Raw genomic sequence first — 13,616 nt, forward strand, 5'->3', positions numbered from 1 at the left:
GGGCGTGGCCTTCGGAGGGCGCTCGCATATTGGCGGCAACGGCACCGCGGGCGAGTGGGGGCACAACCCGCTGCCGTGGATGGATGAAGATGAACTCAAATACCGCGCCGAAGTGCCGTGCTACTGTGGCAAGCAGGGCTGTATAGAGACCTTTATCTCCGGTACGGGGTTTGCCACCGATTATCATCGTCTGAGCGGCCAGCCGCTGAAAGGTAACGAGATTATGCGTCTGGTTGAGGAGCAGGATCCGGTGGCTGAACTGGCGCTCAGCCGCTACGAAATGCGGCTGGCTAAGTCACTGGCGCATGTGATCAATATCCTCGATCCGGACGTGATTGTGCTGGGCGGCGGCATGAGCAACGTCGACCGACTTTACGCCACGGTGCCAACGCTGGTGAAACAGTGGGTATTTGGCGGAGAGTGCGAAACACCGATCCGCAAAGCCGTCCACGGTGACTCCAGCGGCGTGCGAGGCGCGGCGTGGCTGTGGCCGGAATAAACGCAAAACGGTAACTTGCGTTGCCGTTTTTGATGTTTGTACCCTCTCCCACAGGGAGAGGGCCAGGGAGAGGGCCAGGGTGAGGGCATCAGACCGCACCGTCCCCCATTCAATTCACCGCAAACTCCCTGTCCAGCCTGCTATACCCCAGCCCGTTGATCTTCTTCACCTTGATCTGCACCGGAATACGCTCTTTCATCGCCTCAACGTGGCTGATCACGCCGATGGTTTTCCCGGTGGCGTTCAGTGCGTCGAGCGCATCCAGCGCGGTGTCCAGCGTTTCACTGTCGAGCGTGCCGAACCCTTCATCCAGGAACAGCGAATCAATGCGCGTTTTGTGACTGACCAGATCGGAAAGCGCTAAAGCCAGCGCCAGACTGACCAGGAAACTCTCCCCGCCGGAAAGGGTACGGGTATCGCGTATCGCATCGGCCTGCCAGGTATCGACCACTTCCAGCTCCAGCGCGTCGCTGGCTTTACGCTGAAGCAGATAGCGGCCATGCAGACGGTTGAGCTGCTGGTTGGCAAGCCACACCAGATTATCCAGCGTTAGCCCCTGGGCGAATTTACGGAATTTATCGCCGGTGCTGGAGCCTATCAGCGCATTGAGATAGCCCCAGTCATCGGCCTGACGCGCCGCCTCCTCAATCTGCTGCATAAGCGCCTGCTGGTGCAGACGGTTATCGGCGTCCTGTTTGAGCTGCTGGCGGATCTCCCCCTGATGCGTGGTGTTGTCCCGAAGCTGTTGCGCCAGCTGATGTAACTGCGCCTGAAGCGTTGCGGCATCGGTTTCCAGCCCCTCGGGGCGCTGTGCCTGATGCGCCTGAAGCTGCTGGCTTGCCTGCACCGAAAGCGCCGTGGTCTGCTGGAGCTGGTTTTCCAACGTCTGCTTTTGCTGTTCAAGCTGGCGGATCGACGCTTCATCCAGCAGGGCGGAGAGAAATGCCTCCCGATCGGCAAAGCAGCTCGCGGTAAGCGCGGCGTTGAACTGAGCCTGTGATTGCTGGAGCCGTTCACGCTCAAGCGTCTCCTGCTGCTGGAGGGTGGTGAGCTGGCTTTGCAGCGACACGCATTCGTCGTGGATGCCGCGCCAGTTCTCAGGTATAACCGCGTCGGCTTCTGTATCATCGGTAACCGGCAGCGTCTCCAGGATTGGCATCAGGGCGTTAATACGTTCCTGAATCGTACCGTGCTGGGCCTGTTTTTCCTGCCACAGTGTATATTCGCTTTCGCGCGCGCTCAGCCAGGCGCTTTCGGCCCCTTCATCGGGCACGCTAAGCGACAGCGACTCTAGCGAGGCCGCCAGCGCCTGACGCGTCGCCGTCAGCTGCTGCTGGTACTGGCGCGCCTGACCTTCCTGTTCAATGAGCTGGTTTTGCAGCGTCAGACGCTGGCTGAGCTGATACAGCTGGCGTTCATACTGCTCCTGTGCGCTCATCCAGAGTGCTATATCATCCTGAATATTCAGCGCTATGTTCAGGGAGGTGCAGACCTCCAGCCACTCTTTAGTGAGTGCTTGCTCTTCCTGAGAGAGAGCCTGTGCTTCCTCAGTCTCGCGCTGGATCTGTTGGGTCAGCGCATTCACCTGCCCGAGTACCAGCAATCCTTCCTCTTTTAGCGCAGCAACCTCTTTCTCCAGCGCGTCGCGGCGGCGCTGATTATCAGTCAGTTCAAGCGCCTGATACTGCACAACTGCCGGGTGTTCGCGTGAACCGCAGAGCGGGCAAGGCTTACCCGCTTCCAGCTGAGCACGATAATTCTCAAGATCCTTGATTGTCGCCTCACGCTCACAGAGCGCTTTCAGGTCGGCATAGTGCTGATTTTTTTCTTTGAACTGCTGACGCCGCAGGATCAGCGTTTCATTGAGCTTACCCTGCTCAGCCTGCGCTTTCTGCACGCTTTCCGCATTCTGGCGCAGTCGTTTTTGCAGCGGCTGATAGCGAGCGTGAAGTGCAGTCAGACGCTGGCGGAGCGCCCGCGATTGTGCCTGTTGCTCCATTGCCGTCGCGAGATCCTCAGCCGTCAGCGTCAGCGTACTCTCCGGCATCTCAGCCAGCTTCTGACGAAGCTCAGCCATGCGCACTGCCTGGGCAACAAGCTGATTTTTATCGCGATTCAGCTGCGTAAAATGCGCCCGCCAGCCGGCAATTTCCTGTCCCCACTGACGGAAACGATCGTGTTCGGTTAGCCACTGCGTCAGCGCCGTGTGCTCTGTCTGCAACTGTTCACGGTTGCGCTGCGCACCGTTGCGGATACGCGCGCGCTGTGCCGCTCTGTCGAGTAAGCGAGTATTTACTTCGACAATTCGCTCTGCGGTTTGCGACAGGCGGGCGGTCTGCTCCTGCTGGTGCTGCCATAGCGGACGTAGCTGGGCGGCGGGCTGCGCCAGCTGGAGCTTAGCCAGTTGCGGCGCGGCGTCCGTCAGAGCCTGTTGCGCCTGCTGCTGCGAAGCGGCTGCGCGCTGCTGCTCACGTATCAGTTCGTCGTTACGCGTAAGCCACTGAAAATCTTTCTGTTGGCTCTGCTGCTGTGCCAGCAGGATTTTCTCTTCGTCAGTAAGTGCCTGCAAACTTTGCTGCAAGTGCTGCTGCTGTTCCTCGCTCAGCAGCACAACCCCTGCGGCCTGCGCTTCGCACATCTCCAGCGCGTTACGTGCCGCTTTGTGTTTTTCAAAAACCATGGCGGAAATCTGGCCGTAAATTTCCGTGCCGGTCAGTTCCTCCAGCAGCTCAGCGCGATCGCTCGGTTTAGCATTCAGGAAGGCGGCAAACTGCCCCTGCGAGAGCAACATCGAGCGGGTAAAGCGACCATAGTCCAGCCCGGTGAGTGCGGCGGTTTGTTCCAGCTTATCCGTGACTTTGTCGGCCAGAATTTTGCCGTCTTCGCAGCGGGCCAGCTCTACGCGCGGTGCCTGTAAGTTCCCGTCCGGCTGGTTGCGGGCGCGGTTCTGGCTCCAGAAAGCGCGATAAGCAACGCCTTTGACCTCAAATTCCACTTCCGCCAGGCATTCGGCGGTATCGCGCGTCATCAGGTCGTTTTGCGCCTGAGAGACCTTATTAAGACGCGGCGTTTCGTGGTACAGCGCCAGGCAGATGGCATCCAGCAGCGTGGTTTTACCCGCGCCGGTTGCGCCGGTGATGGCAAACAGCCCGTTGCTGGCGAACGGCTCCGCGGTGAAATCAATTTTCCACTCACCCTTTAGCGAATTCAGATTTTTCAGACGCAGGCTCAGAATTTTCATGCGTTTTCGTCCTCGTCATGGAGGGAGTGCAGGGTCTGGGCAAACAGCTCGTTAAGCCTGGTGCGTCTGGCCTCGTCCACCTCTTCATGCGCAAGCCGCCGCGCGAACACCTCTTCAACCCGAAGTTCGCTAAGCGTTTCACGCTGGGCGTTGAGCAGTATTTTCTCGCGCTGCTCGCGGCTGCGGCGTACCAGCAGTACTTCCACGGGAAGGTCTTCCGTCAGCGTCTGAATTTTACGCTGCATATCGTACAGGTAGTCGTCGGTGGTGATTTCGATATCGAGCCAGACGGGGGGATTAAGCGCTGCGTCGCGCCACTGCTCAAGCTGAGCGGTAATGGCGGCCAGATCGCCTTTCAGCACCGCCAGCGGCTGGGTGACCGGCACCTCAAGCGTCTCAACGGCGCTGAGTTTGCCCCCGGTGAAGCTCACCAGATGGACGGATTTGGCTTTGCCCGTTTCGTCAAAACTGAGCGAAATGGGCGAGCCGCAGTAGCGGATATGCTCGCAGCCGCCGATGATCTGCGCCCGGTGAATATGCCCGAGGGCAATGTAGTCGGCGGGGGGGAAGTTTTGCGCCGGAAACGCGTCCAGCGTACCGATATAGATCTCGCGCACCGCATCACTCTTACTGGCTCCGACGGTGGTGAGGTGTCCGGTGGCAATGATCGGAATGGCCTGATCGCCGCGCAGGGCGCAGGCTTCCGTATGCTGCTGGTGATAATAGCGGGTGATGGCCTGCAACAGATGCTGCTGTTTTTCGCTGCCGGACAGACCCGCCTGGCTTTGCACGATATCTCGCGGGCGTAAAAACGGGATTGGGCACAGCACCGCGCCCGGCGTGCCGTCGCGTTTTTTCAGGATCTGCGGCGCGTGCCCGGCGCTGGCCACCACGGTGGTATTGAGGAACGCCAGAATATCGCGGGATTCATTCAGCGTCGCCACCGAGTCATGATTTCCGGCGACAATCACCAGGTGACAACCGGTTTGCTGGAGGTTGACCACAAAACGGTTGTATAGCTCACGCGCATAGCTCGGCGGCGATCCGGTATCAAAAATGTCGCCCGCCACAATAATCGCGTCCACCTCGTGAGCCTGAGCCGTCTCCAGCAGCCAGTTCAGGAACGCTTCATGTTCCGCGGCGCGGCTTTTGCTGTAAAAATTTTGACCCAGGTGCCAGTCTGAGGTGTGAAGTATGCGCATAAAAGATCCGTGGCAATAATAAGAAAGCAGGATTATAAACTTTCGTGGAACGGAAAATAACCGCTGTAATAAAACAACAGTTTGCCATTTATAGTGGTAATGTTTTTCATAAATCTGTCATAAATCTGACGCATAATGACGCCGCATTACAGACTTGTAACTTAAATACGATAAGACAGGGCAAAGTATGGCGAGACGTATTCTGGTCGTAGAAGATGAAGCTCCGATCCGTGAAATGGTGTGCTTCGTGCTTGAACAAAATGGCTTCCAGCCGGTTGAAGCGGAAGATTATGACAGCGCGGTGAACCAGCTGAATGAACCCTGGCCCGATCTGATCCTGCTGGACTGGATGCTGCCTGGCGGTTCCGGATTGCAGTTTATCAAGCATATCAAACGCGAGGCGATGACCCGTGATATCCCGGTGGTGATGCTGACGGCGCGCGGCGAGGAAGAGGATCGCGTGCGCGGTCTGGAAACCGGCGCGGACGATTACATCACCAAACCGTTCTCCCCGAAAGAGCTGGTGGCGCGTATCAAAGCCGTGATGCGCCGTATTTCACCGATGGCGGTGGAAGAGGTGATTGAGATGCAGGGGCTGAGCCTGGATCCTACCTCGCACCGGGTCATGACCGGTGAAAATCCCCTCGATATGGGCCCCACCGAATTTAAACTCCTGCACTTCTTTATGACCCACCCGGAGCGCGTTTACAGCCGCGAACAGTTGCTGAATAACGTCTGGGGAACTAACGTCTATGTCGAAGACCGAACGGTTGACGTCCATATTCGCCGCCTGCGTAAAGCACTGGAACTGAGCGGCCACGATCGCATGGTACAGACGGTCCGCGGCACGGGTTATCGCTTCTCGACCCGTTTCTGAACAATGACAGGAGTGTGACGCGTGCTGGAACGTCTGTCATGGAAAAGGCTCGTCTTTGAACTGATCTTATGCTGTATTCCGGCCCTCATTCTGGGGGCTATCTTTGGCTATCTGCCGTGGTTTTTACTGGTGGCCGTGACGGGATTGCTCGTCTGGCATTTCTGGAATTTACTGCGTCTTTCCTGGTGGCTGTGGGTCGACAGAAGTATGACACCTCCGCCGGGAAGCGGGAGCTGGGAACCGCTTCTCTACGGCCTGCACCAGATGCAGATGCGTAATAAAAAGCGCCGTCGTGAGCTGGGAAGCCTGATCAAACGCTTTCGTAGCGGTGCGGAGTCGCTGCCGGACGCGGTGATCCTGACGACGGAAGAAGGGACCATCTTCTGGTGTAATGGCCTCGCGCAACAGCTGTTGGGCCTGCGCTGGCCGGATGATAACGGTCAGAACATCCTCAACCTTCTGCGCTATCCCGAGTTCACGCTGTATCTGAAAAAGCGGGATTTTTCGCGCCCGCACAATCTGAAGCTCAATAACGGTCGCCATCTGGAGATCCGCGTGATGCCCTACAGCGATCGGCAGTGGCTGATGGTGGCGAGGGACGTTACCCAGATGCACCAGCTTGAGGGCGCGAGACGTAACTTCTTTGCCAACGTCAGCCACGAGCTGCGTACGCCGTTGACGGTGCTTCAGGGCTACCTGGAGATGATGCAGGAGCAAACGCTTGAGGGGGCGCCGCGTGAGAAAGCGCTGCATACCATGAGGGAGCAGACGTTCCGCATGGAAGGGCTGGTCAAACAGCTGCTGACGCTTTCAAAAATTGAGGCTGCCCCGTCGCTGGCGCTAAATGACATCATTGATGTGCCGATGATGTTGCGGGTGGTGGAGCGCGAAGCCCAAACGCTGAGTCATAATCAGCACACCCTGAGTTTTGACGTTGATAACACGCTGAAAGTGCTCGGCAGTGAAGATGAGCTGCGAAGCGCTATCTCAAACCTGATCTATAACGCCGTGAATCACACCCCGAAAGGGACGCATATCGCGGTGCGCTGGCAGCATACCCCGGCGGGCGCTGAGTTTAGCGTCGAGGACAACGGGCCGGGGATTGGGCCTGAACACCTCCCGCGTCTCACTGAACGGTTCTACCGGGTGGATAAGGCGCGCTCGCGGCAGACCGGCGGAAGCGGACTGGGGCTGGCAATTGTGAAGCATGCCGTCAGCCACCACGAAAGCCGGCTCAATATCGAAAGCACCCTCGGTAAGGGCACGCGCTTTAGCTTCGTGATTCCGGAACGATTAATTGCCAAAAAAAGCGCCTGACAGCGTGTGTGTCAGGCTACCTTTCCACGGGCCAGCGATTGCTGGCCCGTTTGCTTTGCAGTCAAGCGAAACGCGGATGAATATTATACGGCTGGTGCTTTTTTGTTCGCATGATTAGCCATGAGTTTTTCTTATACATGGCATATTATGTTGGTCTGGATTTTCATGCTGGCATATTGTTCTGGTTTTACGATCCCTTCTTGCCTTTAAACGTTATAAGCGTTTAAATTGCCCCCCATATACTGTCAGACCGACTGTATTTGCGTGGTAAATCGAAAAACTATTCTTCGCCACGCCAGGACGGGAGCATATCCCGCTGAAATTGAGCAAATTTTCCGCTGTATCGTCCCATCAGGGATGGCGAAAATCTCAACGTATTCAACACCACATCCACAGGCAGTAAGGTTTTATGACCCATCACTTGAAATCGCGTGACATTATCGCGCTGGGCTTTATGACATTTGCGCTGTTCGTTGGCGCAGGTAACATCATTTTTCCTCCAATGGTTGGCTTACAGGCGGGTGAACACGTCTGGACGGCTGCGTTTGGCTTCCTGCTTACTGCCGTGGGCCTGCCGGTACTGACCGTTATCGCGCTGGCGAAAGTCGGTGGCGGTGTGGACAGCCTCAGCACCCCGATTGGCAAAGTGGCTGGCGTTCTGCTGGCAACCGTCTGCTATCTGGCCGTTGGCCCGCTGTTCGCGACCCCACGTACGGCGACCGTCTCCTTTGAAGTGGGTATCGCCCCGCTGACCGGTGACGGCGCGATGCCGCTGTTTATTTACAGCCTCATTTACTTCGCCATCGTGATTCTGGTTTCTCTCTATCCGGGCAAACTGCTGGATACCGTAGGTAACTTCCTGGCACCACTGAAAATTGTGGCGCTGATTGTGCTGGCGGTTGCGGCCATTGTCTGGCCTGCGGGGCCCATCAGCTCCGCGATGGACGCCTACCAGAACGCGGCGTTCTCAAACGGTTTCGTGAACGGCTATCTGACGATGGATACGCTTGGCGCGATGGTGTTTGGTATTGTTATCGTTAACGCCGCGCGTTCCCGTGGGGTGACCGAAGCGCGCCTGCTGACTCGTTACACTATCTGGGCTGGCCTGATGGCCGGTGTCGGCCTGACGCTGCTGTATCTGGCGCTGTTCCGTCTGGGTTCAGATAGCGCAACGCTGGTCGATCAGAGCGCAAACGGCGCGGCGATCCTGCATGCTTACGTGCAGCACACCTTTGGTGGTGCAGGCAGCATGCTGCTGGCGGCGCTGATTTTCCTGGCCTGTCTGGTGACGGCTGTGGGTCTGACCTGCGCCTGCGCGGAGTTCTTCGCTCAGTATCTGCCGCTCTCTTACCGCACGCTGGTGTTTATCCTCGGCATCTTCTCCATGGCGGTTTCAAACCTCGGTCTGAGCCACCTGATCCAGGTGTCAATTCCGGTGCTGACGGCTATCTATCCGCCATGTATCGTGCTGGTGGTGCTGAGCTTCACCCGCCCGTGGTGGCATAACTCGACGCGAATTATTGCGCCGGCCATGTTTATCAGCCTGATTTTTGGTATCCTTGACGGGATCAAAGCATCAGCATTTGCAGAAATCCTGCCAGCCTGGACACAGCGTCTGCCGCTGTCCGAGCAGGGCCTGGCCTGGCTGATGCCTTCCGTTGTAGCGCTGGTTCTTGCGATTATCTGGGACCGTGCGGCCGGGCGTCAGGTGACATCCAACGCCCATTAATCAACGGCAACAAATTGTTTAACCACGGGGCTTAAGGCCCCGTGGTTTTTTGTTTTTTTCGTGTTGAATGGCAAGATTTTAATGGAAAGCACTAACAAACTTAAACGTGGATTGAGCACCCGCCACATCCGCTTTATGGCGCTGGGCTCGGCTATCGGCACCGGTCTTTTTTATGGCTCGGCAGATGCCATCAAAATGGCCGGTCCAAGCGTTCTGCTGGCCTACATCATCGGCGGTGCCGCGGCCTATATCATCATGCGTGCGCTGGGGGAGATGTCGGTTCACAACCCGTCTGCCAGCTCGTTTTCACGCTATGCACAAGAGAACTTAGGCCCGCTGGCCGGGTTTATCACCGGCTGGACTTATTGCTTTGAAATCCTGATTGTCGCCATTGCCGATGTGACGGCGTTTGGCATCTATATGGGGGTCTGGTTCCCTGCCGTGCCGCACTGGATCTGGGTGCTGAGCGTGGTGCTGATTATCTGCGCCGTTAACCTGATGAGCGTGAAGGTGTTTGGCGAGCTGGAGTTCTGGTTCTCCTTCTTCAAGGTCGCGACCATTATCATCATGATCCTCGCCGGTTTCGGCATCATCATCTGGGGTATCGGCAACGGTGGGCAGCCAACCGGCATCCATAACCTGTGGAGCAACGGCGGCTTCTTTAGCAACGGCTGGCTTGGGATGGTCATGTCGCTCCAGATGGTCATGTTCGCCTATGGCGGAATCGAGATTATCGGCATCACCGCCGGGGAAGCGAAAGATCCGGAGAAGTCTATTCCGCGCGCCATCAACTCGGTGCCGATGCGTATCCTGGTGTTCTACGTGGGCACGCTGTTTGTGATTATGTCCATCTACCCGTGGAACCAGGTGGGCACCAACGGCAGCCCGTTTGTCCTGACTTTCCAGCATATGGGCATTGCGTTTGCCGCCAGCATTCTCAACTTTGTGGTGCTGACCGCCTCGCTGTCGGCCATCAACAGTGACGTGTTCGGCGTGGGCCGTATGCTGCACGGCATGGCGGAGCAGGGCAGTGCGCCGAAGGTGTTTGCCAAAACGTCGCGTCGCGGCACCCCGTGGGTAACGGTGCTGGTCATGACCGTGGCGCTGCTGTTCTCGGTCTACCTGAACTACATCATGCCGGAGAACGTCTTCCTGGTGATTGCGTCACTGGCGACCTTCGCCACCGTGTGGGTATGGATCATGATCCTGCTGTCGCAGATTGCGTTCCGTCGCCGCCTGTCGCCAGAAGAGGCCAAAGCGCTGAAGTTTAAAGTGCCGGGCGGCGTGCCAACGACCATTGTCGGTCTGATCTTCCTGGTCTTCATCATTGGCCTGATTGGTTATCATCCGGATACCCGTATTTCCCTGTACGTGGGCTTCGCGTGGATCGTCCTGCTGCTGGTGGGCTGGATGTTTAAATGTCGCCGCGATCGTCAGCTGGCGGAAGCACAGTAACATTCTTTTCCCCTCTCCCCGTGGGAGAGGGTTAGGGTGAGGGCATCAGGCTGCACTGATGCCTCCTCCCCCGTCCTCCTCCCCCAATAAATCCCATCATGGTGAGCTATCCTTAATCACCCTGTGGCAAGGTGACGTCAATTTCATCAAAGGGGATTCGTGATGTTAAACGCCTGGCACCTTCCGGTTGCCCCATTTGTTAACCAAAACAAAGACAACCTTGTGATTACGCTCTGGCTGGCAGGGGACAATCAGCCTGAACGTGTGACCCTGCGCGCCGAAGTGGATAACGAAGAAACGTCGTTGAAAATGCACAAAGTGCGCAGCCAGCCGCAGCCGGGCGTCACGGCGTGGCGGGCAAATATCGATTTGCGCAGCGGGCAACCGCGTCGCCGCTACGGCTTCAAGCTGCTGTGGAACAACCGCCAGCTGTGGTTTACCCCGCAGGGTTTCAGCCGTTTCCCTCCGGCCAGGCTGGAGCAGTTTGCCGTGGATCACCCGGATAACGGCCCGCAGTGGGTTAACGATCAGGTCTTTTACCAGATTTTCCCGGACCGCTTTGCGCGCAGTGAAAAGCGCACCGTCGATCAGGACAAGGTTTATTACCATCATGCGGTCGGTCACGACATCATTCTGAAAAAATGGGACGAGCCGCTGACCGCCCAGGCGGGGGGATCGACCTTTTACGGCGGCGATCTCGACGGTATCAGCGAAAAACTGCCGTACCTGAAAAAGCTCGGCGTGACGGCGCTGTACCTGAACCCGGTGTTTAAAGCGCCAAGCGTGCACAAATACGATACGCAGGACTACCGCCACGTTGACGAGCAGTTTGGCGGTGACGAAGCGCTGCTGCGGCTGCGGCACAACACGCAAAAAGAGGGTATGCGCCTGATCCTTGATGGCGTGTTCAATCACAGCGGTGATTCTCACGCGTGGTTTGACCGTCACAATCAGTCGATGGGCGGCGCATGCCATAATCCGGACTCACCGCAGCGTGACTGGTACAGTTTTGACGAGAATGGCCGCGCCCTGGACTGGCTGGGCTACCCGAGCCTGCCGAAGCTCGATTTCCAGTCGCCATCGCTGGTGAATGAGATCTACGGCGGCGACGACAGCATCGTGCGCCACTGGCTGAAAGCGCCGTGGAACATGGACGGCTGGCGGCTGGACGTGGTGCATATGCTGGGTGAAGCAGGCGGGGCGCGGAATAACCTTCAGCATGTCGCCGCCATTACCCGGTCGGCAAAAGCGGCCCGGTCGGAAGCATTCGTCTTCGGGGAGCACTTTGGCGACGCGCGTCAGTGGTTGCAGGCTGATGCAGAAGACGCGGCGATGAACTATCGCGGCTTCACCTTCCCGCTGTGGGGTTTCCTCGCTAACACCGATATCTCTTACGATCCGCAGCATATTGACGCCGAAACCTGCATGGCGTGGATGGAAAACTATCGCGCTGGCCTGTCGCATCAGCAGCAGCTGCGGATGTTTAACCAGCTCGACAGCCACGATACCGCACGCTTTAAATCGTTGCTGGGTAAGGATGTGGCGCGTCTGCCGCTGGCGGTGACCTGGCTCTTTACCTGGCCGGGCGTACCCTGCATCTACTATGGCGATGAAGTCGGGCTGGACGGCAACAACGATCCGTTCTGCCGTAAAACCTTCCCGTGGGAGCCTGAAAAGCAGGATCAGGATCTGTTCAGCCTCTACCAGCGCATGGCGACGCTGCGCAAGCAGAGCCAGGCCCTGCGATACGGGGGCTGTCAGGTGATGTACGCCCACGATAACGTGGTGGTGTTTATCCGCGTCTATAACCAGCAGCGCGTGCTGGTGGCGATCAACCGGGGCGAGGCGTGTGAAGTCGTGCTGGAAGATTCACCGCTGCTGGCTGGTAAAATGTGGAAGAGCAAAGAGGGTAAAGCGACGTTCCAGGGGAGCGTGCTCACGCTGCCAGCGATCTCCGCTGCGGTCTGGTTCGGCAGCTAAGCGCAGGCAGAATGGTTTTCACCTTTTAAGATGGCGCAAATGCAACGATTTGTGTCAATCTTAACGGATCGTTTACGGTGAAGGTGGAAACATGGACGAGCTTTACATCCTTGGCTGTTTGTTCCTGGTTTTTGCGCTGGTCGTGGCACCCGTGCTCGCGGTGATAGGCTTTAACCGAAGCACGGCGGCGCGGCAGGAGATCGCCCGGCTTCGCCAGCGCATTGAGGCGCTCGAGCAGCGTAGTGTGGCTGAGAAAGCACCGGAGCAGGTGCAGACCGCCGCGCCGGTGAAGACGCCAGCGCCGGTGTCAGAGGCCGTTAACGCACCTGTCGATCCCTGGCGTCCCGAACCGCCCGTCACTGAAGCAGAGCCTGTGCCTGTACCGGCGGCAAAACGTCCTTCCGCCTTTGGCGGCATCCTGTCCTCGCTGACGCGCTGGTTTATGCAGGGCAATCCGCTGGCAAAACTGGGGATTGTACTGCTCTTCCTCGGCCTCTCTTTCCTGCTGCGCTATACCGTTGAACATTCACTGTTTCCGCTTGAGCTGCGTCTTGCCGCCACGGCGCTGTTTGCCATGGTTCTGCTGGCCGTTGGATGGCGGCTGCGGCACAGGCAGCGGATCTACGCGCTGATCCTCCAGGGCGGAGCGACCGGCGTGCTTTATCTGACCGTCTTTGGCGCATTCCGGCTGTGGCAGATGCTGCCGATGACGCTGGCGTTTGCGCTGCTGGTGGTGATTTGCGCGGCGAGCGTCGGGCTGGCCGTGTTGCAAAAGGCGCTGAGCCTTGCCATGCTGGCGAGCCTCGGCGGATATCTTGCGCCGCTGCTCCTATCTACCGGGGGCGGTAGCTTTGTGGCGCTATTCTCCTTCTATCTCCTGCTGTCCATCGGCATTCTCGTCATCAGCATCTGGCAGCACTGGCGCGAGCTCAACCTGCTCGGGCTGCTCTTCACGTTTGGCGTTGGCGGGGTGTGGGGACTGAGCGACTACCAGCCGGAAGACTATGTTATTTGTCAGCTGTTCCTGATTGCCAATACGCTTATTTTTGGCGTGTTTAGCGTGGCGCTGTCGCTGCGGGCGCAGGAAAAAGGCAAACAGATTATTGACGGCGTACTGCTGTTTGCTCCGCCGCTGATTGGTTTTGGGATGCAGTATGGCATGACGTCTCACTGGACGTACGGCCCGGCGCTAAGCGCGCTGGGCTATGGTGCGTTTTACCTCTCGCTGGCGTTTCTCGCGCTGCGGCGTTACCCCTCCATCGGACGACCGCTGGTTATGGCGGCGCTGGCGATCGGCGGCGGGTTTGCCACGCTTG

General features: G+C 57.8%; 9 protein-coding genes. 7 read left to right on the forward strand and 2 right to left on the reverse strand.

The window, feature by feature from the left end:
* On the forward strand, positions 1–499 hold a 499-nt coding region (locus DD606_RS21460; RefSeq protein WP_129259095.1), incomplete at its 5' end, for an ROK family protein.
* Between the two features lie 109 nt (positions 500–608).
* Here DD606_RS21460 and sbcC read toward each other — a convergent pair.
* Together sbcC and sbcD are read right to left on the reverse strand one after the other, a co-directional pair.
* Entirely contained in the window at positions 609–3,740 is a 3,132-nt protein-coding gene (gene sbcC, locus DD606_RS21465) for an exonuclease subunit SbcC (protein ID WP_063855038.1), read from the reverse strand.
* A complete protein-coding gene (gene sbcD / locus DD606_RS21470) occupies positions 3,737–4,942 on the reverse strand; it encodes an exonuclease subunit SbcD (protein WP_045896187.1) in 1,206 nt (401 codons plus the stop codon). Before sbcD ends, sbcC begins: the two co-directional genes overlap by 4 nt.
* 187 nt (positions 4,943–5,129) lie before the next feature.
* Here sbcD and phoB point away from each other — a divergent pair, with 187 nt between their 5' ends.
* From phoB to DD606_RS21500, 6 genes are all read left to right on the forward strand, one after another.
* Positions 5,130–5,819, forward strand: coding sequence for a phosphate response regulator transcription factor PhoB (phoB, locus tag DD606_RS21475; protein WP_003859122.1), 690 nt, complete (start codon positions 5,130–5,132; stop codon positions 5,817–5,819).
* Positions 5,820–5,840: 21 nt separating this feature from the next.
* The gene (gene phoR / locus DD606_RS21480; protein WP_032657349.1) at positions 5,841–7,136 is read left to right on the forward strand and encodes a phosphate regulon sensor histidine kinase PhoR; all 1,296 of its coding nucleotides are present in this window, start codon (positions 5,841–5,843) and stop codon (positions 7,134–7,136) included.
* A 409-nt stretch (positions 7,137–7,545) separates the two neighbouring features.
* Positions 7,546–8,865: a branched-chain amino acid transporter carrier protein BrnQ gene (gene brnQ / locus DD606_RS21485; protein WP_003859118.1), complete on the forward strand. Its 1,320-nt coding sequence runs from the start codon at positions 7,546–7,548 to the stop codon at positions 8,863–8,865.
* Between the two features lie 81 nt (positions 8,866–8,946).
* A complete protein-coding gene (gene proY / locus DD606_RS21490) occupies positions 8,947–10,320 on the forward strand; it encodes a proline-specific permease ProY (RefSeq protein ID WP_003859117.1) in 1,374 nt (457 codons plus the stop codon).
* Between the two features lie 162 nt (positions 10,321–10,482).
* Positions 10,483–12,300, forward strand: a complete 1,818-nt coding sequence (gene malZ / locus DD606_RS21495; protein ID WP_129259097.1) for a maltodextrin glucosidase — start codon at positions 10,483–10,485, stop codon at positions 12,298–12,300.
* A gap of 91 nt (positions 12,301–12,391) precedes the next feature.
* A partial coding sequence (locus tag DD606_RS21500) for a DUF2339 domain-containing protein (RefSeq protein WP_129259099.1) occupies positions 12,392–13,616 on the forward strand: 1,225 nt, incomplete at its 3' end.

It is taken from the genome of Enterobacter cloacae complex sp. GF14B (assembly GCF_004136805.1).
GTDB classification, from domain to species: domain Bacteria; phylum Pseudomonadota; class Gammaproteobacteria; order Enterobacterales; family Enterobacteriaceae; genus Enterobacter; species Enterobacter hormaechei_C.

Bases quoted from the DNA above. Each gene is read 5' to 3' on its own strand.
- sbcC (WP_063855038.1), bottom strand. From the start codon at position 3,740: ATGAAAATTCTGAGCCTGCGTCTGAAAAATCTGAATTCGCTAAAGGGT.
- sbcD (WP_045896187.1), bottom strand. From the start codon at position 4,942: ATGCGCATACTTCACACCTCAGACTGGCACCTGGGTCAAAATTTTTAC.
- phoB (WP_003859122.1), top strand. From the start codon at position 5,130: ATGGCGAGACGTATTCTGGTCGTAGAAGATGAAGCTCCGATCCGTGAA.
- brnQ (WP_003859118.1), top strand. From the start codon at position 7,546: ATGACCCATCACTTGAAATCGCGTGACATTATCGCGCTGGGCTTTATG.
- proY (WP_003859117.1), top strand. From the start codon at position 8,947: ATGGAAAGCACTAACAAACTTAAACGTGGATTGAGCACCCGCCACATC.
- malZ (WP_129259097.1), top strand. From the start codon at position 10,483: ATGTTAAACGCCTGGCACCTTCCGGTTGCCCCATTTGTTAACCAAAAC.